The organism is Rhodococcus sp. NPDC060176 (assembly GCF_042728675.1).
In the GTDB taxonomy this organism is placed as follows: Bacteria; Actinomycetota; Actinomycetes; order Mycobacteriales; family Mycobacteriaceae; genus Rhodococcus_F.
The window spans coordinates 195,531-216,135 of sequence record NZ_JBHWYS010000009.1; the positions used below are offsets into that span (position 1 = coordinate 195,531).

34 protein-coding genes are annotated in these 20,605 nt (G+C 56.9%); all 34 read right to left on the reverse strand.

Annotation, left to right across the window (positions count from 1 at the left end):
• Positions 1-10 precede the first annotated feature (10 nt).
• The 34 genes from ACFWEM_RS29530 to ACFWEM_RS29695 all read right to left on the reverse strand — a co-directional run bounded on the left by ACFWEM_RS29530 (position 11) and on the right by ACFWEM_RS29695 (position 20,495).
• Positions 11-451 carry a hypothetical protein gene (locus ACFWEM_RS29530; RefSeq protein WP_378539275.1) on the reverse strand — a complete coding sequence of 147 codons (441 nt, stop codon included), beginning with the start codon at positions 449-451 and terminating at the stop codon, positions 11-13.
• A 251-nt stretch (positions 452-702) separates the two neighbouring features.
• Entirely contained in the window at positions 703-1,149 is a 447-nt protein-coding gene (locus ACFWEM_RS29535) for a hypothetical protein (RefSeq protein ID WP_210377271.1), read from the reverse strand.
• Complete coding sequence (locus tag ACFWEM_RS29540; RefSeq protein ID WP_210377273.1) at positions 1,149-1,460, reverse strand: HK97 gp10 family phage protein; 312 nt, start codon at positions 1,458-1,460, stop codon at positions 1,149-1,151. Before ACFWEM_RS29540 ends, ACFWEM_RS29535 begins: the two co-directional genes overlap by 1 nt.
• A complete protein-coding gene (locus ACFWEM_RS29545) occupies positions 1,460-1,645 on the reverse strand; it encodes a hypothetical protein (protein ID WP_378539276.1) in 186 nt (61 codons plus the stop codon). The genes ACFWEM_RS29540 and ACFWEM_RS29545 overlap by 1 nt, the downstream gene beginning before the upstream one ends.
• Positions 1,646-2,021: 376 nt before the next feature.
• Positions 2,022-2,414: a hypothetical protein gene (locus ACFWEM_RS29550; protein ID WP_210377277.1), complete on the reverse strand. Its 393-nt coding sequence runs from the start codon at positions 2,412-2,414 to the stop codon at positions 2,022-2,024.
• The gene (locus tag ACFWEM_RS29555) at positions 2,398-2,667 is read right to left on the reverse strand and encodes a hypothetical protein (RefSeq protein WP_378539278.1); all 270 of its coding nucleotides are present in this window, start codon (positions 2,665-2,667) and stop codon (positions 2,398-2,400) included. The genes ACFWEM_RS29550 and ACFWEM_RS29555 overlap by 17 nt, the downstream gene beginning before the upstream one ends.
• A gap of 11 nt (positions 2,668-2,678) precedes the next feature.
• On the reverse strand, positions 2,679-3,485 hold the full coding sequence (locus ACFWEM_RS29560; protein ID WP_277377264.1) for a hypothetical protein: 807 nt from the start codon (positions 3,483-3,485) through the stop codon (positions 2,679-2,681).
• Between the two features lie 179 nt (positions 3,486-3,664).
• Positions 3,665-4,024: a DUF2190 family protein gene (locus ACFWEM_RS29565; protein WP_277377265.1), complete on the reverse strand. Its 360-nt coding sequence runs from the start codon at positions 4,022-4,024 to the stop codon at positions 3,665-3,667.
• A 10-nt stretch (positions 4,025-4,034) separates the two neighbouring features.
• A complete protein-coding gene (locus tag ACFWEM_RS29570) occupies positions 4,035-4,652 on the reverse strand; it encodes a hypothetical protein (protein ID WP_378539279.1) in 618 nt (205 codons plus the stop codon).
• A 145-nt stretch (positions 4,653-4,797) separates the two neighbouring features.
• A complete protein-coding gene (locus tag ACFWEM_RS29575) occupies positions 4,798-5,379 on the reverse strand; it encodes an HNH endonuclease (RefSeq protein ID WP_378539337.1) in 582 nt (193 codons plus the stop codon).
• 32 nt (positions 5,380-5,411) lie between these two features.
• Positions 5,412-6,395 (reverse strand): hypothetical protein, encoded by a 984-nt coding sequence (locus ACFWEM_RS29580; RefSeq protein WP_378539281.1) that lies wholly within the window; start codon positions 6,393-6,395, stop codon positions 5,412-5,414.
• Complete coding sequence (locus ACFWEM_RS29585; protein WP_378539283.1) at positions 6,385-7,725, reverse strand: phage portal protein; 1,341 nt, start codon at positions 7,723-7,725, stop codon at positions 6,385-6,387. Before ACFWEM_RS29585 ends, ACFWEM_RS29580 begins: the two co-directional genes overlap by 11 nt.
• Before the next feature lie 18 nt (positions 7,726-7,743).
• Complete coding sequence (locus ACFWEM_RS29590; RefSeq protein ID WP_257230614.1) at positions 7,744-8,352, reverse strand: terminase; 609 nt, start codon at positions 8,350-8,352, stop codon at positions 7,744-7,746.
• Entirely contained in the window at positions 8,327-9,400 is a 1,074-nt protein-coding gene (locus ACFWEM_RS29595; protein ID WP_211921263.1) for a terminase, read from the reverse strand. The genes ACFWEM_RS29590 and ACFWEM_RS29595 overlap by 26 nt, the downstream gene beginning before the upstream one ends.
• Before the next feature lie 1,372 nt (positions 9,401-10,772).
• Positions 10,773-10,943 carry a hypothetical protein gene (locus ACFWEM_RS29600; protein WP_378539287.1) on the reverse strand — a complete coding sequence of 57 codons (171 nt, stop codon included), beginning with the start codon at positions 10,941-10,943 and terminating at the stop codon, positions 10,773-10,775.
• A 4-nt stretch (positions 10,944-10,947) separates the two neighbouring features.
• Positions 10,948-11,220, reverse strand: a complete 273-nt coding sequence (locus tag ACFWEM_RS29605; RefSeq protein WP_378539288.1) for a hypothetical protein — start codon at positions 11,218-11,220, stop codon at positions 10,948-10,950.
• The gene (locus tag ACFWEM_RS29610; RefSeq protein WP_378539289.1) at positions 11,213-11,830 is read right to left on the reverse strand and encodes a hypothetical protein; all 618 of its coding nucleotides are present in this window, start codon (positions 11,828-11,830) and stop codon (positions 11,213-11,215) included. Before ACFWEM_RS29610 ends, ACFWEM_RS29605 begins: the two co-directional genes overlap by 8 nt.
• Before the next feature lie 75 nt (positions 11,831-11,905).
• Positions 11,906-12,208 (reverse strand): hypothetical protein, encoded by a 303-nt coding sequence (locus tag ACFWEM_RS29615; protein ID WP_378539290.1) that lies wholly within the window; start codon positions 12,206-12,208, stop codon positions 11,906-11,908.
• 20 nt (positions 12,209-12,228) lie between these two features.
• Entirely contained in the window at positions 12,229-12,504 is a 276-nt protein-coding gene (locus tag ACFWEM_RS29620) for a hypothetical protein (protein ID WP_378539292.1), read from the reverse strand.
• Positions 12,497-12,868 carry a cyclic-phosphate processing receiver domain-containing protein gene (locus ACFWEM_RS29625; protein WP_378539293.1) on the reverse strand — a complete coding sequence of 124 codons (372 nt, stop codon included), beginning with the start codon at positions 12,866-12,868 and terminating at the stop codon, positions 12,497-12,499. Before ACFWEM_RS29625 ends, ACFWEM_RS29620 begins: the two co-directional genes overlap by 8 nt.
• 13 nt (positions 12,869-12,881) lie before the next feature.
• The gene (locus ACFWEM_RS29630; RefSeq protein WP_378539294.1) at positions 12,882-13,343 is read right to left on the reverse strand and encodes a hypothetical protein; all 462 of its coding nucleotides are present in this window, start codon (positions 13,341-13,343) and stop codon (positions 12,882-12,884) included.
• On the reverse strand, positions 13,340-13,606 hold the full coding sequence (locus ACFWEM_RS29635) for a hypothetical protein (protein ID WP_378539295.1): 267 nt from the start codon (positions 13,604-13,606) through the stop codon (positions 13,340-13,342). Before ACFWEM_RS29635 ends, ACFWEM_RS29630 begins: the two co-directional genes overlap by 4 nt.
• A gap of 34 nt (positions 13,607-13,640) precedes the next feature.
• A complete protein-coding gene (locus ACFWEM_RS29640) occupies positions 13,641-14,117 on the reverse strand; it encodes a DUF6221 family protein (RefSeq protein WP_378539296.1) in 477 nt (158 codons plus the stop codon).
• 10 nt (positions 14,118-14,127) lie between these two features.
• A complete protein-coding gene (locus ACFWEM_RS29645) occupies positions 14,128-15,570 on the reverse strand; it encodes a glycosyltransferase family 2 protein (RefSeq protein ID WP_378539298.1) in 1,443 nt (480 codons plus the stop codon).
• A 256-nt stretch (positions 15,571-15,826) separates the two neighbouring features.
• Positions 15,827-16,006: a hypothetical protein gene (locus tag ACFWEM_RS29650; protein WP_378539300.1), complete on the reverse strand. Its 180-nt coding sequence runs from the start codon at positions 16,004-16,006 to the stop codon at positions 15,827-15,829.
• On the reverse strand, positions 16,006-16,401 hold the full coding sequence (locus ACFWEM_RS29655) for a hypothetical protein (protein WP_378539301.1): 396 nt from the start codon (positions 16,399-16,401) through the stop codon (positions 16,006-16,008). Before ACFWEM_RS29655 ends, ACFWEM_RS29650 begins: the two co-directional genes overlap by 1 nt.
• Positions 16,402-16,550: 149 nt before the next feature.
• Entirely contained in the window at positions 16,551-17,789 is a 1,239-nt protein-coding gene (locus ACFWEM_RS29660) for a hypothetical protein (RefSeq protein ID WP_378539304.1), read from the reverse strand.
• A 98-nt stretch (positions 17,790-17,887) separates the two neighbouring features.
• Positions 17,888-18,115, reverse strand: a complete 228-nt coding sequence (locus ACFWEM_RS29665) for a hypothetical protein (RefSeq protein ID WP_378539306.1) — start codon at positions 18,113-18,115, stop codon at positions 17,888-17,890.
• 417 nt (positions 18,116-18,532) lie between these two features.
• Positions 18,533-18,826 (reverse strand): glutaredoxin family protein, encoded by a 294-nt coding sequence (locus ACFWEM_RS29670; RefSeq protein WP_378539307.1) that lies wholly within the window; start codon positions 18,824-18,826, stop codon positions 18,533-18,535.
• Between the two features lie 17 nt (positions 18,827-18,843).
• Complete coding sequence (locus ACFWEM_RS29675; protein WP_378539308.1) at positions 18,844-19,011, reverse strand: hypothetical protein; 168 nt, start codon at positions 19,009-19,011, stop codon at positions 18,844-18,846.
• 84 nt (positions 19,012-19,095) lie between these two features.
• The gene (locus tag ACFWEM_RS29680) at positions 19,096-19,512 is read right to left on the reverse strand and encodes a hypothetical protein (protein ID WP_378539309.1); all 417 of its coding nucleotides are present in this window, start codon (positions 19,510-19,512) and stop codon (positions 19,096-19,098) included.
• Entirely contained in the window at positions 19,509-19,652 is a 144-nt protein-coding gene (locus ACFWEM_RS29685) for a hypothetical protein (protein WP_378539310.1), read from the reverse strand. The genes ACFWEM_RS29680 and ACFWEM_RS29685 overlap by 4 nt, the downstream gene beginning before the upstream one ends.
• Positions 19,645-19,917 (reverse strand): hypothetical protein, encoded by a 273-nt coding sequence (locus tag ACFWEM_RS29690; protein WP_378539311.1) that lies wholly within the window; start codon positions 19,915-19,917, stop codon positions 19,645-19,647. The genes ACFWEM_RS29685 and ACFWEM_RS29690 overlap by 8 nt, the downstream gene beginning before the upstream one ends.
• A 107-nt stretch (positions 19,918-20,024) precedes the next feature.
• On the reverse strand, positions 20,025-20,495 hold the full coding sequence (locus ACFWEM_RS29695; protein ID WP_378539313.1) for a hypothetical protein: 471 nt from the start codon (positions 20,493-20,495) through the stop codon (positions 20,025-20,027).
• Positions 20,496-20,605 lie beyond the last annotated feature (110 nt).

Here is a 20,605-nt window from a genome sequence, read left to right on the forward strand (position 1 = left end):
ACTCCTCAAATCAGGGAACGAGCGGATTACTGCTAGTCAGAAGCTGAACCGGAGCCAACGCCAGCAACTCCATCTCAAAGCCATCGATCTTGTCGCCACCAAGCGAACGCGGAGGCGGAGTGAACAACGTCGCCCGCTCGCAATACAGCACCTGCTTGTCGTCCTCGTCTTCGAGGCGCAGCAGGATCGCGAACTCCTCCGAATCGCCGATGACCCACTTGTGGACCTCGTTGGGGGCTGTGCCAGTGGTCACGATCTCGCCGCCCTGCAGCAGCGTGAGCACAGTCGCCTTCGAGTAATCGACAGGCTTCAGCTTCAGACGATCAGAGCGCGGGCCGCGAGCAATCTTGTAAGACGACTGGCGGTAGTTCCAGATCGGCAATTCCTTGGTGTCCTGGCTGGGGTTCTGCTCGAACCCAGCCTCAATGCCGCCGAACGCATCCCACGTCACACCAGGCGCAGTGCCAGTAACAAGAACTGGGGCAAACGGATTAGTCGGCACAGCAGTGCCAGCAGGAGCGCGGAACGCGTCACCATCCTGCCAAACATAAGCCTTATTCGGATCTGCATATGTACTCACAAAAAACCTCCAGAAAAGCCCACACCAAGCGCAGGCAGAAATAAGTGAGTCCCACCCCGAATGCGCCTGGCGCGGCAAACATTCAGGGCAGGACAATTGAGACGCCACACATCGGTGGCGAGTTAGCGGACGATCATCTTCAAGTCCCAACGCACAAGCGCACGGAACAACAGATTCTCGGGGCCACGTTCTTTGTCGACATCCGTAATCGGGCCGTCAATCCACGTAGCCTTCCAAGAGCCGTTCCGGAACCGGCGCTGCGACGACGGAGCCTTGTGCACCAACCGCCCAGCAATGTCAGCAATGTTCCATGCCAACTCTTCCGGATCCGTATCCCCGCCCAAGATTTCAAGTTTCGGAACCCACACATCGCACTGAATCATCGGCCGGCGCAACATCGGATCCTCCCCATAATTACTGGGAGCGGACAAGGTCACGAACGGACCAGTCAGAGGATCAGGGATGTCCCGCGTCGAAATGTTTACCGCAGGAACAAGTGCAGTGAACTCGGCATTGTTGATCAGGAAGTCGCGGATAGCTCCAGGAGCAAACGGTGTGAAAGCAGTCATCAGGCCCTCGATCCCCGAGGTTTGAACCCGGAATACTTGCCGTGCTTGCGGGCAGCGTTCGTCATCGCCGCAATGCCGCGCATCCTCGACGTTCCGTACTCTTTCCAGAACGCCTCCGGATCGTTGTCCTCAACGAACACACGGTCACCTTCCACTACCAGCGCCGAACCCCCAACGAACTCCCCTGTGCGCCTCGGAGCTGTCGCATCGAACTCGGATTTGATCTTCTCCGCGATTTCCTTGCGACCCTCGGTGGACAGTTCCCGAGCCTCCCGCTGCGCGTTGTCACGGTAGATCGTGACCCGCGCCATTAGCTGACCTTGAGGTCAGACTTCACATCCGGCTTCGAGACAGGCTTCACAGGTTCCGGCTTCGACGTCTCCGCCGGCCTCCCCGCAACCTTTACGGCCACAGCCTTCAGATGCTTTTCGTACGTCTTCGAGAATTCATCGGTGAAATGCACACCGTCCTCGTCGGTATAAGACACAATCGCCATAGTCACTCCTGGTAATCAGTTGAACTCCGCACAATCGCGGAAATGTATGCAGGCCTGCGTGACCCACGAACCGGACGCCTAACCCGAGGGCGGCCGACAACCGTGAACACAGTCCCATCAGGGCCGCGGAACTTATCACGCGGCACAGGGTGCGGATTGAGGCCCGGATCAAGCAGCAGCACATAAGAACTCACCACATGGCCGTCCACGAACTCCACGTTGCCAGCATCAACAGATGAGGACGCCAACTGCCTCTGCTGCAGCAAACCTGACCATGGAACCTCGGTCGGGGCGCTCGGACGTCGATTTCCGGTGGACGGATCGAGCGTGGGTGGGTTGTCGCGCAACAGCACCCACGGTTCAGGTAGCCGCCGCATCAGCCCGGCACAATCGTGAAAGCGCCACCGAATTGAACTCCCACCGCTGGATCGAGCACAGCCAGATCATCAGCGGAGAAGAAAATCAGCGACGGATCGACATCCACATACGTGGTGCTGATCTCCGGGTACTGTTCCGAACGGACCCGCAACCCCACTCGCATAGCATCTACAGCGCGGGCCACCGCAGTGACCAGGACACCCGTAACGAGCGCAGGACTCAGTGAGCCCTGCGCGATACGGGTGTCAATGTCCAGCGGATACGCACGCAGTCGAGCCGACGCGAAGTCGATCAACGACTCAACCTGAAGGCGTTCAGCGTCATCGAAGGTTTCCCCCAGACGAAACTGAACGTCTTCAACTGTGATGAGCGGGCTAAGCGGTGCCGTCACTCGATGCCCCTGCGGGCTTCTTGGGGGCCGCCTTTGCGGGAGTTGCCTTCACAACAGGCTCAACCTTCTCGGTCTCGACCGTCTCAGCCTCAACCGTTTCGGTTTCAAGCTTCTCGATCAGGCCACCCGCAGCGAGACGCGCAACATCCGCTTCCGACACATCAAGCGGCACAACCGCATCCTGATACAGGTACTTCAGCTTTCCATCAGCACCATTCACCCCGACAAGGGGCGCAACAACAACATAGGACATACTCAAACCCCTCAGATTCCGGTGATCTTGATAGCAGCACCAGGCTCATTCACATACGGAACACACACACGCCGGCCACGAACACGCCACTGATCGTTGTCCTCGTCACGAATCGACTTCGTCTCAACGATGGCACCGGCATAACCTTCACCCAGCTTCTCGTCGCCGATACCACCAAGAGCGTTGGTGTCAATGATCCAAGCGCCAGCAGCGGGCAGATTCGGGGTCGGGAGAATCGTCAGACCCGCAATTGTACGGAATTCGCCCGAGTAAACAGCATTACCCTTGTCCTCGCGGGCCATCAGGGTGGACAGCTTGTCGTCAGATGCGAGGATCGCCCAAGTAGCATCGTCGACAACGATCACGTCAGGGTCATAACCCTTATTCAGGCCGGTGACCTTAGCCTTCGCGAGCATGATGTCACGAAGAATCTTAGGATCAACACCGCTCCAAGTGGATGCGGCAGCCTGAGTGGCCGTGACCTGAGAGGCAACCAACGACAAAGACAACGAGTCAATTGTCTTCACAATCTGATTGACAATCGTGTTGAACGCCTTCTCAACCGGGGAGAAGTTCGACCGCTTGATCTTCTCATCCGTGATCGGCACGTCCTGGCCCCACTTGGTGACCCGAACAGCCTGCGGGGTACCCGAACCGACACCAGCCAGCGGGTACTCAGCGCCAGGCGAAATCGCCTCAACCGGACGATCAGTGTAAAGCGGGTCATCCTGATCGAACACGATCGCGCCACCCGACACATCCTGGCGGGAAGTCAAAATGAAATCAGAGATGAAACGCTGATTCGCAATCTCATTCACCCGAGTCGCCACAGCCGTGGGGCTGTTCAGGAACCGGTTGATCGTTGCAGTGTCCGCAGAGAAAGTGGGCGGACCAGCGGGATAAGTAATAGCCAATTTTCGGCCCTCCAGAGCCTAAAGAAGCCCACCACGAGAACGTGAGGGCTTCGAAGAATGAAATAAGAGAAAAGGAGCGGCACTCAGCGGAGCGCGACACGTACCTTGCCGCCAGCAGCAGCGGAAATCGCAATTCCCACAACCTGATCGAACGTGCCAGCGCCAGCAGTGGCGACAGCGCCAGCAGCAGCAGTAATCACATTCGCGCCGGCAACAATCGGGCCCGTTGCAGTCAACTCGTGAACACCGCCACGATGCACAGTCACCGTCTCGCCGACAGCAGCATCGAACGCCGCAACACCAAACCAGGCAGCAGACGCGGCACCTGCAGGAGCGACAGTGCTGTTACCGGAAATGGCAACCACCTGCCCGCCAGTCACAGCAGCAGACGTAGCGATCGGCACATCAGCGCCAGGCTTACGGATCGGAGTATATTCAGCCATAAGTTTTGTCTCACTTTCGATTCGGAGCAGACCCGTAGACCTGCTCGTAGAGGAGTTGATCCTCAGTTTTGGTCGGACTGGGCTGCGGTCCCGGAGACGGAACCGGAGCAGGAACGCGAGGTGCGTTCGGATCGACAGCAGCCACCGGGGCCACCAACGTCGGCTGCAGGATCGCCCAGTCAGCCGCAAGTTCTTCAGGAGTCGAGCCTTCGAGGCGATTCACCCATTCCTTGGGGACGCCGTTGTTGTAAGCGAAGTTAAGACGCAGATTCTCCTGCGCTTGCTTCTCCGCCGCAGCGGTCGCTTCAGTCGCAATCTTCTGCGCCCGTTCAAGTTCCGACAGCTTCGCATCCTCAGCCGCCTTCGCATCAGCAGCAGCCTTATCGCGCAAAGCCTTCAAATCTCGTTCAGCCTTTTCTGCACGCGCACGTTCGGCATCGAGCGCCTTCTTGCCGGGGTCACCGAGACCCTCGGGATACTGAGGTTCAGCCGTCGCGGCCGGAACAACAGGAGCAGTCGGCACAGGAGCTGCAGGCACAACAGGTACAGCCTCAGGAGTGACACCAGGAACCGGCGGCACAACATTCGGATCAGAAACAACGGGAACAGCAGGGGTAACTTCAGACATAGGTAGAACGCCTCCATCGCGGGGGAATTGGCCCGCACCGGATCGCCCGGACGGGAATAAGAACAGCCACAGACCGTGGCCAAAAGAATTTGGGTACAAAAATGGCCCCGGAGCAGAAAGCTCACAGGGCCTCAAAGATTGGGATCTAGCCAGTTAGGCATGGAATCGAATCGTTCTTCCGGGAGTTGCACGAGTGGTGCGCCAGTTGAACATTCGCGTACGAGTGTTCCCCGCCCCGCGACAACGGGATGATGTGATCGAGTGTCCTACTTTGCCTATGCGGCCACTCGATCTCAGGATCAATTGCTGTGTCACAGAGTTGGCACACACCACCATCTCGTTGCCACACCACCTGAAGGTCGACATCCTCGACAAATGCATCAAGTAGACGGGCGCGGCGGCGCTGGTTCTTTGCGCGGACCTTCTCGGGATGCTCCAGTCTCCACGCCTTGTACTGCGCGGAAATCTTGTCAGGGTTGGACTCTCTCCACTGCTCTAGTAGCCCCCGGTGGTTTGCAAGTAATTCAGGATCCGATCGCACCTTCTCCCAGTGTCTTCGGGAGGCTTTGGCCTGTCTCAACTTAAGCGCCGGATCATCCTTGTGCCTTGCGTACCATTCACTGGCACGAAGACGGTCACCAACCTTCTTGCACTCTGAAGAACATCGGGATGGAACAGGACCAGATCGTGCAGGTTTCGGGAAATCCTTACCGCAAACTGCACACACCAGCAATGTCAAAAATCAGTCTCCTCACGTCGCTACTGCATGTAGCCGTAAAGTTTGAGCAGCCGAAGTGCATCAGCACGATCCTCGGCAAGCGCTAGAATGCTTTCCGGCATCAACCTGGGTGTACTCGCCTGAAAGTAACGTCGTCCGCGGACATCAGTCGATCTGCGGGCAGACCCCGCGTTCGACATTGCCCGGTAAGCGACACCTCTACGAGTCACACCTTCGTGAGTCGCGAGCAGCTCCTCGCCGAACACCTGCGCCGTGGACATCCCCCGACGTGCATTCACAACCTGACTAATGTCAGCACCATCGCGAATCGCCTGAGCGCCAGCAACAGTGAACTGCCGGTTCTGCTGCTCCACAGAAAGGGACTCGAAATACTCGTTCGGATCGGTGGTCAGATCACCGGAGCGGTTTTCCGTCGATGGGATATGCCGGCAATCGCATCCCGGGTGCCTAAGGAACCCCACGTTGTACTTGTAAAACTTGCCCGCCAACACTGTGCACCGCGGACACGACGGCGGATTGAGCATTCGCACGTACCCGACCCGTCGCCTCGACGCGATATGCAGCGACGTTGCAGCGCGAGACGCATCCGCAACCTGCACCTGCAGCCTCACAAGCAACGCAGAAAGCCCCGACGCCCACGCCTGAGCAGTAGACGCACCCTGAGCAACCTGGCCCTTAGCAGTGACCACAGCGCCGTACATCAACGACTCCAGCGCACGCCCATCAGAGGCCACACCGACCAAGCCATCAAGATTCGGCACCGCATCCGGTTGAACGCCAATACCCAACTCGTCCAGCACATCAGCGACATACACACCCGACCCGGCCATCGCCCGACCTTGACCAGAAGCCACCAACTGCATAAGCATCGGCAAATTCCGGTCAAACCACGCATCGAAATCGGAAGGCGGTCGAGAACCCCACATATCGGCGGCGATCCCCAACACCTCAGCCGTAATCCCCCGCTGCTCCGCGTAATGCGCGGCCGCAGCATCAGGCAGCATTCGCCTTCACAATGCCGGCAATCTGATTCGCAGGAGAGGTTTCCTCATCCATCTTCCGCATCTGCTCCCGCTGAGTAGCGCTGTATCCCAGATCGATACGCGTCTGCTCCAACGGAACCAAACCAGACTCATACTTCTTCACCGCAGCATCAGCAACCTGCGCCACAGTCGGTGTCGATGGATCACGCCACACCGTCTCCAACTGGTAATCGCGATCCTCCAACTCAGGCTTCCCTCGCATGAACATCAAGTTGATGCGCTGAACGTCCTCCCACGCCCCACCGAGGAACGTGTGCTTCCGCTCAACCTTCTTCACCAACTGCGACTCCGAAGAGCGCATCGCATCCGCCGAAGGAGGGTTGTCACTGTTGAACCCCATGTAATGAGGCGGCAGCGCAGCCATCTGGGAAGTCAACTGCGCCAACAGTTTGATCGTGCCGTGGAAGTTCGCGAGGTCGGCCTCAGGGAAGGTGCCAACATTGACATCTTTGTTCTCCGACGCCCACAGTCGCCCCTTGATCTTCGACCACGAACTCACCGGATTGCCCTGACGGTCAACGAAGTCGCTCGCCTTCAACCCGAACGCCCACCGGCGCGGCATCGCATGAAACTCAGCCGAAGTCATCATGTCCGTAGCCATCTTGTTCGCCGCATCAGCTAACGGAATGATGTCCCTGAACTCCGTCATCCCATCCGGACGTAACAGACGAGGCTTATTGACCAGCGGCACAACAGGAACAATCCCAAAGTTGTGCTTGTCCTCGAACCCGTCCTGTTTCCAGTCGCCACCGTCTTTGACGAACTCCACTGTCTCAGCAGGCGTGTACACGAGGACATGCTCGACCTTGTCCAGATCTTTCCACTTCTTTATCGCCGCATTCACCTTGCGAGTCTTAGGATCGCGCTGCGCCCACACCTGAAACGGTGACTCGACCGTATTCCGCGGCGGCTTGTCCTTCTCCTCATTCGAGGAAATCAGCACATAGGCTCGCGACAACGCCAACGAATCCAGATGCCCCTGCTGAGACTGCTCATCCATGTCGTTGTACTGCCAACACGCCCACAGATCTGCATCCTCCGTGTCCGAGTCCGCATACCGGAAACCTTCGACATCCAAACGGTTCTCATACGCATCAGCAACCAGACGAGCCCAGTTCAACACCAACTCGACAGCGGTGTCACCAAGCTCTTCCTTCATCGCCTCAGACATGTACTTGAGAGGCTGCTCGCCCTCCAAATAGTTGTCCCACTTCGTCAGATTCGCCAGATCAGCCGTCAAACCCTTTTCAAGAACCGGGATCAGGTCAATAGCGTTCACAGTGTCGGCCATCGGCACAACCACCCACTTTCAGAAAACGATCATTCGGCTACTCGGAGCATCCGACCAACCAGCCTCACGAGCATCAGCCGCAGCCTCATGAGCAAGAATGGAAGCCATTGCAGGATCAATCTTTTGATGATCCGCCGGCTTACCCAACACATACTTCTGACCCGGCTTCGCAACCTTCCGACAATTCGCCATAGCGATCGCCGTAATCGGGCAACCATCCTGAGTGATTCGCCCACTAGCCAGATCCGTCTCAAAACGCCTAATAGCGTGAAACATTCGATCAATCTTGTTCGTCGGCCACTCCGACACATGCCCATCACCATGAGCAAGAGACCAATCACCGATCTCCGAATACCAGTCCTGCGGGTCACAATAGAACCGGCCAACACGCCACGTCGAAAAGATCTCATCCACAGCAGCATTCACCTCACCACGCGGAATCTGATCACCCCAATCAACAGGCTTCCAAATCGTCGGCAACCGATCAGGCCCATACAACGGCGTGAACTGAAAACCATCACGCGTCTCAGCCCGAATCGCAGTCCAGTCATTATTTTCCGACCCGTCGAAACCCAACGAAATCGCAGTTCCAGGAGCAGGATTAGGCAACGCCTCTTTCTTCGACACCAGCGAACCTCGACTCCCACAAACCATCACGAAGCCAAGACCCCTGGCCATACACCAGCCGATTACCGAAGAACCGCTCAGCCTGAGCGGGATCACGCTCCAAAATCTCGGCCGCATCAGCCTCGATCGAATCCAGATTCACCCACCACGAACCCTCGTAGACATACTGGTGAATCTTCCTACGATCACGCTTATTCCGATACGACAACCCAGCCGGCGGCTTCCGATAGAACCGGAAAATGTCCTGCACCTGAGACTCATACGTAGCCTGCGCAACCGAATTCTCGGACGGATCCCAACAGTTCGTGGTCTCCAAGGTCCGACCACCCATACCAGCAGCACCACGACGTTGCGTATCAGCAACATTCACCATCTTATTAGTCTTGGTGTACAGACCGGTTTCATCCTGCAACGCGAAACTAATCGGATTACCAAGACGCGAATTCGCCGACGCAGTCACAACATCGATACGGTCACCATCATCATCGCCAGACTCACCAGCAATACGAATGAAACCCTCACGCGGATACATCAAATCCGACAACGGACCCAACTTGATCATCGCCACCAGCGGGCGATACACATTCGCAACCTGATCCTCAGACGTAGCCGTCAACTGAATCAACGGCGAAGGATGACGCATCCCCATCGGCTCACCAGGCAAATACGGGTACTCCCAACCACACCCACAACCCCAATCGGAGCAGGCATAGCCATCACCCTCACCAGCCCAACCAGCAAACAAACTCGGACCAACAGCCTCCACAGCCACAATCCCCGCCGACCACGGACCCTTACCCGTCTTCTGCGGAGCCACAATCTGCGAACGCCGATACGTAAACGCCTGATTCAACAACGGATTCTCAGGAACCCACTCAGCATCCGACCGAATCCTGTAATGGTTAGCAGTACACCAAAACTGCCAATCAGCCATCTCAAACGGCTTACCACGCTGAAACCCATTCGGGACACGACAATGCTGCCGCACCCACCCATCCTGCAAATCACCCAACGTCGGAAAATCAACCACAAACTCACTGCCCGACATCAACAGCCCGCAACCGACGCTCAGGAGGACCTACCGCAACAACAGGACCAGAACTCTCCTCACGAACAATCCCAACCTCATCCGACGCGATCGACCAACCATTCTCACGCAACCCCGCCGGCGACATCCCCACCTGATCCGCCAAACGAAACATCGCAGTAGCCTCCCCCGGACCAGCATCAGCAGACTCAGCACGAACCTTCCACCGAACCCACATCGCAACCGTCTCCCAACGCCACGACTCCCTAGCCCACGCAGCAGCCTGAGGCGACTCCCACGCCTTCCCCCACACCTCAAGCTCACGAGCAGTCCCAGACCCAAACGGCCAATCAGGCACCGGCCCCGAATAACCCTCAGCCGGCAACACCACACCACCACCCACACCACGCCGATCAGAACGACCAGAAGTCGGATCAGGCTGCGGCCCAGACCTACTACGAGCACCACCACGAGCCACCACAACCACCACCTTCAGCAGCATCGCGCCGCATCAAACCAAGCCAGCATCGCGCCGACCTGAAAACTTTTGAACTATTCGCACCATTGCGCGCCCTCCCCCGCGGTGATTTTCGTTTTCGCGTTTGGGGGTTTGCCCCCACCCCTTGCGTTGGTGCAGGTCAGCTTGGTCGTTCGCTTTGCGTACGGTTTGCGTTTGTGCTGGTCAGAGGCTTGGCCGGCTGCCTGCTTTGGTGCTGTTGCATGCCCGGCAGAGGACTTGGAGGGGTCCTGTTGGTGAGCCTCCGTGTTGGATGTCGTGGATGTGGTCGGCTGTGAGGTCGGTGCTGGGGTGTCCTGGTCTGTTGTGTCCTGGGCACCAGTTGCCTTCGCGTGCTCGGTGTTCGGTTACTGCTGTGGCTCTGCGTTTCTGCTCGGCGGCTGTGCGTGTGCGCTTGGTGGGTGTGGTTGCCCATTGGTGGGCGTCACGCTGCGCCCTGTGCTGCTTGCACTCTGGCTCTGGTTGCATGTGGTGACATCCGGGTTGTGAACAGACGCGTGTGCGTGCTCGTGGCATGGGTGCTCACCTCGCATACTCATCGTGTCGTTGGAGTGTCTGTTGCTGTTGTCTGCGTGGGGCTGTCTGGTTCCCCTGTGTGCGGGGCTCCTGTGCCCTGTGTGTACGTGTGCGACGCGTATGGATGCTGAGTGCTGTTGTGTTGCACCCGTTGGCTGCTGGCCTGTGTGCTGGCCCGCTAGCCGGTGTGCATGTGTGTCCGTGTGGGGGGTGTGTCTTCTCGCCGGCTTCTCCGCGTTTGGTGAGCTGCCTTCCTCGGTTTGCTCACCGTGCTGGCCATGCTCGTGCTGCCAACTGTTGCCCGCGGATTCTGTTTCAGAAAAAATCTGATTAGAAAAAATCTGATTGAGAAGTTTCTGTTTAGATTTGTTTCTGCGTTTTAGATGCGCCGGCAGTTTGTTTCGGCCACCCGAGTTTGTCCGTGATGGTGTCCACCTGATCGAGCGTGGCCTCTGCTTGTTCCGCTGTCAGCCCGTAGCCGATGAGGTCGGCCTTCGCTAGCGTGCGGATCCCGTCACGCATTGTGGTCACGGGATCACCTGCTGCGTTTGAAGTCTCGGCGCATCCACGAGTCGCGAGGGATTCTGATGCGGACGGACTCGGTCATGATGTCGTCGCCTGCCGCGTTGAGCTTCAGTTCGCCGTTGCCGTCTTCGATGATCTGGTCTGCCTTGAGCCATCGTCTGCTGATTTGTCGGACGCGTTCGTCGGCGATTCGTTTGGATCGTGTGGGTCCGAGGATGCGTGTCACTTCGTCGTAGTGCGCTGTGTGTCTACGTACCCATGGATCTGTGTCTGGTTTATTCACTGCAGCACTCCTCGGCCAGGGCGCACTTCGCCGCCGATAGATTCTCGTCTGCGGTGCGTCGAGGATCGAACCATGAGGTTTGCTCGGTACCCCGGAGACGTTCGTAAGCCGCGGCCCTCTGCCATTGCGCCACTCGGACTTTGCGTTCGAGTGCTTCAATCCGGCTAGCCTTCACTGCGAATGTCTGCAACTGCTGTTGCCGGCGCAGCATCGAGGATAGATCCGACGGTGCGATGTTGATGTGGATTCTGGTGTCGCGAACACCTTCAGAGGTAGTGGGCTTCGCGAGAACAGCCTCAACGATCCTCTCAGCATCACCAGACAACGGTGACAGCGAGTACTCCGACCATCTATCCCACGTCGAGCTACCCAACAGAGTTGTGTCCCAACCCTTAACGCTCCGTTCAACTACGTAGCTTAAGGTCACGCCATTGCCTTCGATGATTCGAGCGATAGTTGCATCGTCGGGCTTTACGTTGCCGGCAGCTCGGTCTACTCGGATGACGAAGCCTGGTCGGCGCTGAACCGGATCATGAATAGACGTACGTGACGCAATGTCGTGGGTTGCCTGGAGATCAAGTGCTGTGGTGTATAGCTGGATTGTTGCCATGTGGGGTGAAGTCTCCTGTAGGTGTTTACCCGCGGGTGAGGGAAGTTGCCTCACCAGCAGGTATCCGAGCGATCCTCAAACCAGCGCCGGCAAATCCAACTCGACGTTGTTTCGGTGACTGACCTCGCGTTGCCCCGCCTCCATCAACTGGCACAGCTCAAGACACTGATCATCCGTATCAACGTTCCACCCTTGCCCGATGGTGTTGGCCGGTCCTCGAATCTTCTTCCGCCAGTCAATCACTGTGTAACTCAGCGTGCCTTTGGGTTTAAAGTCGGCTTGCCGCGTGAGCACGGTGAAGTTTTCGGTTTGTGCGCGAACTGTCCACTTCTTCTTCGAGTCGCCAGTGAGAACGATACGTTCGCCTACTGTGGTCATCAATGCTGCTCCTATGCTTGTCATTCGAGGTCTGCCTCTTCCGTCTGACCGATCAACTCCGGGATCTCGCTCAACAGTCCTTTGATGGAATATGTGAGCGGCCCACCGAAAGGCAAGGCCAAGTACTGGGTTGAGTCGACGGTGCCTTCGTCTGTGAAGCGTTGCTGCCCAACGACGAGTGCGTAGTGGGAGACGATCCAGGCTTCTTGTGTGCCTTCGGCTTCGTCGGCTGCGGTGGTGAGTTCTTTGATCGCGGCGTCGAGTTGTTCGTATGCCCGGGTCAGCCGTTCACTCACGGGCACCTCCACCTATCCAGTTCCGCACCTGCGAGTCAGAGCCAGTTCCCCAGAAGTTGCAGCCGTAGCCCTTCAATGTCCCAGCAGGAGCGTGCGCCTCTATGAAGCCGAGCATGACTTCCTCGCCGTCTTCATTGGCTGTGTGCACGTACAACTCAACCGGCCAGAAGTTGTACTTCTGCATCCAGTAGAGGACGGGCATCACTGTGTCGGTGGCATACCCGAGGTCATGGTCGAGGGACAGGCAGTCGATCGGCTGCCGCAGGAGTCGGTGCGTTCGAAGCGTCTCGATCGCGGCTTCCGCAGTCATACGCAGCACCCAGCCGTCGGGCGCGGGACGCTCGTCATCTACGAAGAGCTTCACGGGCACCTCCAGGTCATCGCTTTATGGAGGAGCTAAACGCCGCTAATGCTTCTTCGAAAGACGTTTTGACAATCGCAGACGGCGACGGCAACTCGTGCCCGCCAACATTCACCGCCACACGAGTGTCCGGCCGGTAGGTAAACTCCGCCGTGCCAGGTTCTCGCGTGTAATAGTTTTCGCCGAGGTAGTTGATGACCTTGCGGTCTTCGCTGATACAGAATCCGTTGCCCGGCTGATCCTCAGCGTTGAGAGGGGTGGATGATCGAACACCCAAACCTTGAGACCGCACAATCGCGTGTGCAGCATCCATCACCAGATGATCAATCACATCGGGGTCGAACCGTGCTTCGTCCAGCTCGTCACGGTATGTGGTGAGCGCTTGCGCTGTGGTGGGTTTCAACTTGCTCCCTGCCTGGTTTTGGGCACAAAAAAGCCCCACCAACCCGAAGGCTGGCAGGGCAATTTCACGATTCACGCAGTCAGTTCAACGCTCGCTTGTTCTTCCCATTCAGCTGCAGCCTGCAACAGGAACTCTGTCACTGGGGCAACCACATCCACTTGTACATCGATTTCGCCTGTGCCGTCTCTTGGTGTTGTGGTGATCGGGAAGGTGAGGTCGCCGGATCCAGTGAAGATTGTGGTGCGGCGTTTGTTCCAGCGTTTCGGCCCGATTTTCACTATCAACTCGATTGGGTAGTTGATGGTTGACAGTTCGGTGTCGGGGTTTGTTTCACTCATACATCCATCATGACAAGTGAAGGGACAGACCGGTTTACAGCGGCCAGTCCGGATCGAAGTCAGGATGATCCGAGTAAGCGGCCGTCAACAACTCCAACGCCCGCTCAAGTCCGTTGCTCTCACCGTTCAGTATGTCTTCGTACCCACCGTATGTGTCATGAGCCCTGATATCGGCGTCTTCGTAGGCCTTCACAATCGCCCGCTTGGCTGCCACCTCGCGAAGAATTCGAGCAGGATCATGACGAGCAATATGCGTACCGTCATCCTCGTCCACAGCGGGCAGGCAACCCTCATGATCCATCGTCACGTACCGGCCATACGAGACATACGGCTTCTTCTGCGCCGGTCCAAGCCACTCTTCGGAGCGGGAGTTCGCCCACACAACCTCATTACCGGTTTCGTTGTCGTACTCGGCGCGGTACAGCCATTCCGCCTCAGAACCACCGGCCTTCAACGCTACTGCTTCGTCTTCAGCCAGCCGCGCTTCGAGGAACTCAACAATCTCAGACAAACTCACTCCCCTATTTATGTTTCCACCACGAATGATCATTACGCTCATCAGCCTTGAACACCGTATTCACATGCGGACCGAACGACAACCGATCCGCGAACCGAGTCCACGCCACAAAATTGAACACACCCATATCGCCAACACCCAACGACTCGGCATCCTTCTCATGAAACAACCGCGCCTCATGATCGAAATACTCACGAATCATGCTGTGCAGGAACTCCATCACCGTTTCACGTGACCCGCCCGTTAGGCCGGCGTTCAGCAGCGGTCGAGACGGATTGTCGCCGAAGAAGTCCTGCAGAACAGTCGCTTTGTGGTTGTCGATCATCCACCGACACCCAACAACCTGATTCTCAGACCCGACATAGAGCACACCGTCTTCCATGTGCCGCCAGGGTTCGTTGAGCATCTCCACGTCAGTTCCGTCTGTGCACCACACCCATCTGGTTTCTGGATGGTCTCGTAGCCACTGCCAGATGCTCAGCCATCGCTGAAAGTAGATCGGGATGTGGCATGGCACTTGCGCGAGTTCGGCGGAGTCGAAAGTGAGCTCTTCATTGTGCAGAACCACTTTCCGGATGTCTGGTGAGACTTCACTGATGCTGTGGGCCCAGGATTGGAGCAGTGCCGAGTCTGGTTTCCATGTGGTGCCGCGCTGCGTGTCAGTCACGCCAGTGAACAGTGTGGTGATGACAGTGTTTCGCGGTTGCCGGTATTCGATGTAGTCGGCGCATCCGTTGTCTCTGCGCCTGTTGCAGATTTCTGCGTTCTTCGCGACAAGCGCCTGACGCTCCGCTGCTGGTACAGCTCGTTCCACGGCCTCATGCTCATCTAGACTGTGAATCATCCATTCAGAGCCGATAACGTCCGCGTACCGCCATGAGGTCAATCCAGCGTTGTGGATTCGGTTTGACCAGTCCACGTGCTCATATCCCCAGACGCCGAAGATTGGGTCCATGCCACCGATCCGTTCGACCACGGCACGAGTCACATAGAGGAGGCAGCCTCGAACACCTGTGTAGGCAACATGTTCAAGGTCTCGATAGACCTGCTTGATGTCGCCGAGTTTGCGTGTCGTCAAGTCCTCGAACAGATACATCAAGTGCGGTTCCGGGCTGTCGATGTACGGCTGAAACCAATTGTCCACGATCGGATAGCAGTCGTCATCGAATAAGAACAGTTCGTCGCATCCGGTCTGCATGAGCAGTTCGAGGCACTTGTTTTTGGCTTGCGCGATTCCTGCCTGTTTAGGGAATCGGTGGTCTGCTTTGGGGACTGGTGTGGTGGATGCGTCGTCCACGATGACGATGTGGGCGTTTGGTGTGTGTTTGCGGATGTATTGGAGCGTTGTGGCGAGTGTTTCTGTCCGGTTTCGGGTTGTGATGCCGATGCCGATTGTTGGGGTTTGGTTTGGGATGTAGGTGATTCCGTCGATTGTTACTTCAGGCATGCACCCTCCAGTGTGGTTGTGTCGCAGCAGCATGAGTTCGCTGAGCAACCCTCCCCCTCATGCCACATCGGCCGCGGACGGTTAATCACAGCCAAGATCTGCTCGTTCCTCTCTGCCTTGCGGGCACTGATCACATACGGCGGGCAACCTGGTTCCAGCGGGATGATCGCCCCATCTGGCCAGATTCCTTCGATACGTCCGCCTGTTGCGTATGGCGGATTCTGTTCGTTAACTTCCCGATTCGAAAACACGCCCATCAACCCCTCCCTGCCATCCGATACGCCCACCACGCATCGGCCAAGATCTCGTCCATCTGAGCCGTCATGTCCGGAATTCTGAAGACGTCCATTAGTTGTGCCATGGATTCGCGGAACACTCGCGGGATTGCGACCGCCTCCACCACAGCCGAAAGGTCACCCTCAAACGGATAATCCATCAGCGCCCCCGACTTGGCAGCGACATCTTCCACTGAGCAAGTTCCTCAATCACCCGCCGGTGCACACGGTCATCGACAAACGCAGCAGAAATCCACGTACGTCGACCATTCGGGGATCGAACAAACTTCACCTGGTCGAGGCGTCCCAACCAACGCTCACCATCATCGACTGTTAGCCACATCAGCCCACGAATACAAGACTCTTGCAGCATTCGAGCAACGGGATCGGACCATGGCAGCACCACAACCTCAGGCTCATCAATCCGCCAACCCGCTTGTACTACCCGCACCAAATTCCAGTTCTCATCCCACAACCGAACCCAAGGCAACTCCTCCCCGCGTTCGATGGTGGTGACGCCGGCACTATCTACAACAAACACGTCATGCGCGTTCACGTTTCTCCCTTTGTCAACGAAAAAGGGTTGACTCCGAAGAATCAACCCCACAGATTTGACTAGACATCACGGCTCGTCATACCAACACCAAAAGAGGGTGAGCAGAACTGTCAACGTCCACACCACAGCCGCTAAAACCATCCCAGCGATCACAGCACGCTCAGATCTGACCAACGTCGCTCCGTATGCTCACCAACCAGCATCCCCAACATCCCCGGCTTCGACCACACCCCATACTGATTCAGCATGTACTCGGAGGATCTCTCCGCTTCGAGGGCAGGCATCCCGAACAGAGTGCGGCCCTCGAACTCATTCGTGTAGAAGTGGTGGTAGTGAGCCATGAACCAGAGTGGGACATTCCCCAATGTGTCAGTCCGACCGAGAATCTGACGTTCAATTGCGGACTTCGTGCGGATTTCCGTTGATCCGCCCTTACCCTTCTCGATGTAGCCGTGTGAGAAGTAGCAGTCAACCCCTGACAGGTTCACCAGGACTGCTGGATCACCGTCGCCAATTGTCCAGTCGATGTGTGGCCCGCCGAACGCCTCAGTCTCGGAAAACAGTTTTTGCACCTGCCGAGCGATATGAGTCGACGCATTGTCACCCTGCGAAGTAACCGGGTCCTTGGATCCGTTCCTAGTCCACTCGCCGTGGTTCGATATGACCGATGACGCGCTGATCGGCAACCCCAGTTCCGCTACCTGCTTCAATGTCCACACGCGGAGATCGAAGTCGAGTTCCAACTGCTTCGACAGGTTCAGTTCGACTGTGTGCGGCTGATTCCCGTAGTTGTTGCACACACCTTCAGTCTCGTCACCCATCCATGCCACATGCACAGCGGATGGTGATCGGTTCTGGTTTATCAGCGTTCGGATCGCATCACAGTGGCCGGTCACACCCCGCTTCCAGTTCTCGACCGCCTGCCCGGTGTTCTTCTTCCCGAGTTGTGGGTCCGCGATGAACATGATGTACGTGTTCGGGTATTTGAGGCCGGGGGTCGCAGGCCGGACGATGGTACGGAGTGAGTCGCGCCATTCAGCTACAACCGATTCCGGTACCCGCTCTGTCGAGACTCGTTTGAATCGGGCACTGTACTTCCATGCCTGCAAGTCGATTACGTCACGGTCGCCGTTGTCAGTGCGTTTCGACTGCTGCCACTGCGATAGTCGAATCGATACGGTGTCGTCGATGATTTCGAAGTGGTTGGGGTCGAGGTTGAACTTGTGGAAGATGGGCGTCCAGTCGGTGCCGATGTCTTCGAGCATGGTGACGTTTTTGAATTCGCCGCCGTCACTGTTGAGTAGGCAGTCACCCTTGGTGAGTGTTGGTTCTGGTGGCGGTGTTTCGGTGTCGTCATCTTCACGTATCAGCTGTGCGAGTGCACCCATCTAGTCTCCCCTTGCTTCCAGCAGATCGAGAACGTCCCGCCATTCCTCAATCAATGCGTTGATCGTCTCGGCAGGCACCTCAGTCACGAGCCCCTCGCTCACACCCATATGCTGTCCCGCTTTGTTGTACGCTCCACATACTTGTCCATGAGCCTGTCGATGATTCCCTGATTAGTTTCGTTCCTACTTGCACTGATCTGAGCGACATTTCGATATCCCCACCAGTACTTGCGCGGCTTCATCAACGCGACCAGGCCGATGAGTTCACTGCCAATGTAGGCGGCATGCAACGTCTTCAGTTTCCATCCTTCAGGCAAGTCACTCACAGCAGCATCTCCCCTGGATGTGATCCTTAACCGCGGTCAACCCACCCGTAAACCCAGCCCGTACGCACACTTTGAAGAGTCGCGCCATGCTCCCTGGCCATGTGGTGAATGCGTCGCGGTCGTCGTCATCGAGTGTGTCGAGCCACGCCCCAGCCTTACAAAACATCAGACCGCCTCGTAGATCTCGGAGAACTTCTCGTTGTCGTACACGCGAAAGTTGCCTTCAAGATCGCGAACGACCCAAGAACCGTTCGGGGCTCGATCTCCATTCGCAACTAAAGAATTGACTTCCTAATTGAAGGACGGGGCGTCAGGTGCATTGCTGCCCTTGCCTATAGCGACCAATTCTTGGATCGAGTCATCAGTCACCCGAAGTGCATCGACTTCGATTGGATGTGTCTTGTAGCGGTACATCAGCTACCCCTTGTCTTCGGTGTCGGTGCGGTCCTCAACACCCGCAGACCGGTGAACCTCACGTTCCGCCGGCGCAACCTTCAACCCATTCAACTTGTCTGGCGAATACCCGTGATAATGCTCCCCGTTCACCTCAACGACGGGTGCAGACTTGTATCCCCATGCCTCAAGTTTCGCCGCAGCTTCAGCGTTCTGGGACACGTCGATCACAGTGTGTGATGTTTCGTTCTTGATGAGCTTGCGGATGATTGCCTTACAAGGTTGGCATCCGGGTTGTGTGTATACGGTTACGTTCAAAACTATTGATCTCCTTGCTAATCGACCGTTATGGCCATGAGAAATGAGAATGGGAACATCACGCCGACTGCGATGCCTGCTGTGACTAATCCGGCGACAACCCAGAACGGGCTCGTTGTACCGGCGAACACTGCAACGGTTACGCCTGCAACCATCAGGGCGATGGATCCGAACGTCGCTGCCACCCAGCATCGTGTTCTCGTGTTAAGCATCGTGTGGGTTTCCTAGTCCTTTGAAGATGATGTGCAGGATCATGAAGATGACCCCAATCACAACGACTCCTGAGAAGGCTGAACATTTCCTTGTTCATCGAACTGCTCCAACCACTTTCGGTAGTCGTCGCGCACTGCATTGTGAAGCACACGCTGCAACCTGCTCTGCTCCTCAGTTTCGTGATGGAACCCGCCTCGATTGGTGCGGGTGACGTAGACGCCAATGCCTCCGAGCCAGAACAGTCGAAAGGCGGAGGTGGAAGTCAGGACTTGGGTGGCCATCCCCAGGCGGTTGGTGCCGTAGCGGAGCCGGAAGTTGCCGTCCTTACTGAACATCCGTTTCGGCCCCTCCCACGTGAGCGAGCTGAAGACGTAACCGACAAGCAGGATGAAGGCGACCACCACAAGACCTATGGCCCCGATGATGAGGATCAGAGACGGGATGGACAAGGCCCCCTTGGCGTATTCGCTCATTGCTGTCCCCTTTCAGAGGGATTGGCAGCGGTGCCGTGTTCCTCCGCTTTGGTGATCAGTTCGTCGGCCTGCTGTGGCGTCAGCCCATAGGCGATGAGGTCTTGAACTACGAGGTGCCGGATGTCCGGGCTATCACCCATCGCCATCACCCGCAACGACCGGGGCCCATTCACTGGCCTGAACAATGCGGGAAACAGCGACAGGATCTTGGGTGTACGCCGACCACTCCTCGGCAACCTGTTCTGCTTCTGCACGATTCAGCATCGGCGCGACTTTGCGGTTGGTGTAGTTCCACCCATCCCAGATTCCACGCTCAACACCCCACTCAGTCCAGGTTTCGATTGCGACTGCGGGATTGTCCACTGTGTCTCCCTCGTTTTGATACAAAAAAAGTGCCCCAGACATCGCCTGGGGCTACTACTCAAATTTTCATCTGAAACAACATGAACTTCACAAGCCAGTCGTAATACGTTTCAACCAGCCACTCCCACAACCGCTTCAAAGCATCTCCCTCATCTGACTGCGCGTAGCTCGAGAACTTGCTCTAGCCACGACCGGTAATGACTTTCGGATGACTGCGGTGGCCGTAGTCCACGGCTCGCACGATGCACCACACGCTTCCGAGTTGCAGGCGGCGAATAGCGCGGGAACTCCTGAACCGTCAACACATACGACAACAACTCGCCATGGTCATACTTCACGTCACCGATACCAGCGATGGTCCCTATACTTCGGCGTCCGTCCTTGAAATCCATGACCACCGGGCAGCCCACCAGTTTCGACTCAGCTTTCACCTTGGCGAACCGCGCAAAGGTCCCGTCGTAAACTGCCTGCATCCACGGATCGTCTGGAAACACAGGCTCAGGAGAGTAGCCCGCTACCTCAAACTGTTCAGTTGCGGCGTGGAATACCTCTTGATACGTGAACTCGCCACGCTCATCCTCAGGCAACTCTTCATACGGGAAGATCATCCGACCAGACACACTCGCTCCTCAGCTTGTTTGCGCGCCAACACATACTCTTCCCGCCACGTCTCCGACTGCCGCTGAATCTCCCCGATACGCCGCATCGCGTACTCGTGAGTCGGAAAGCT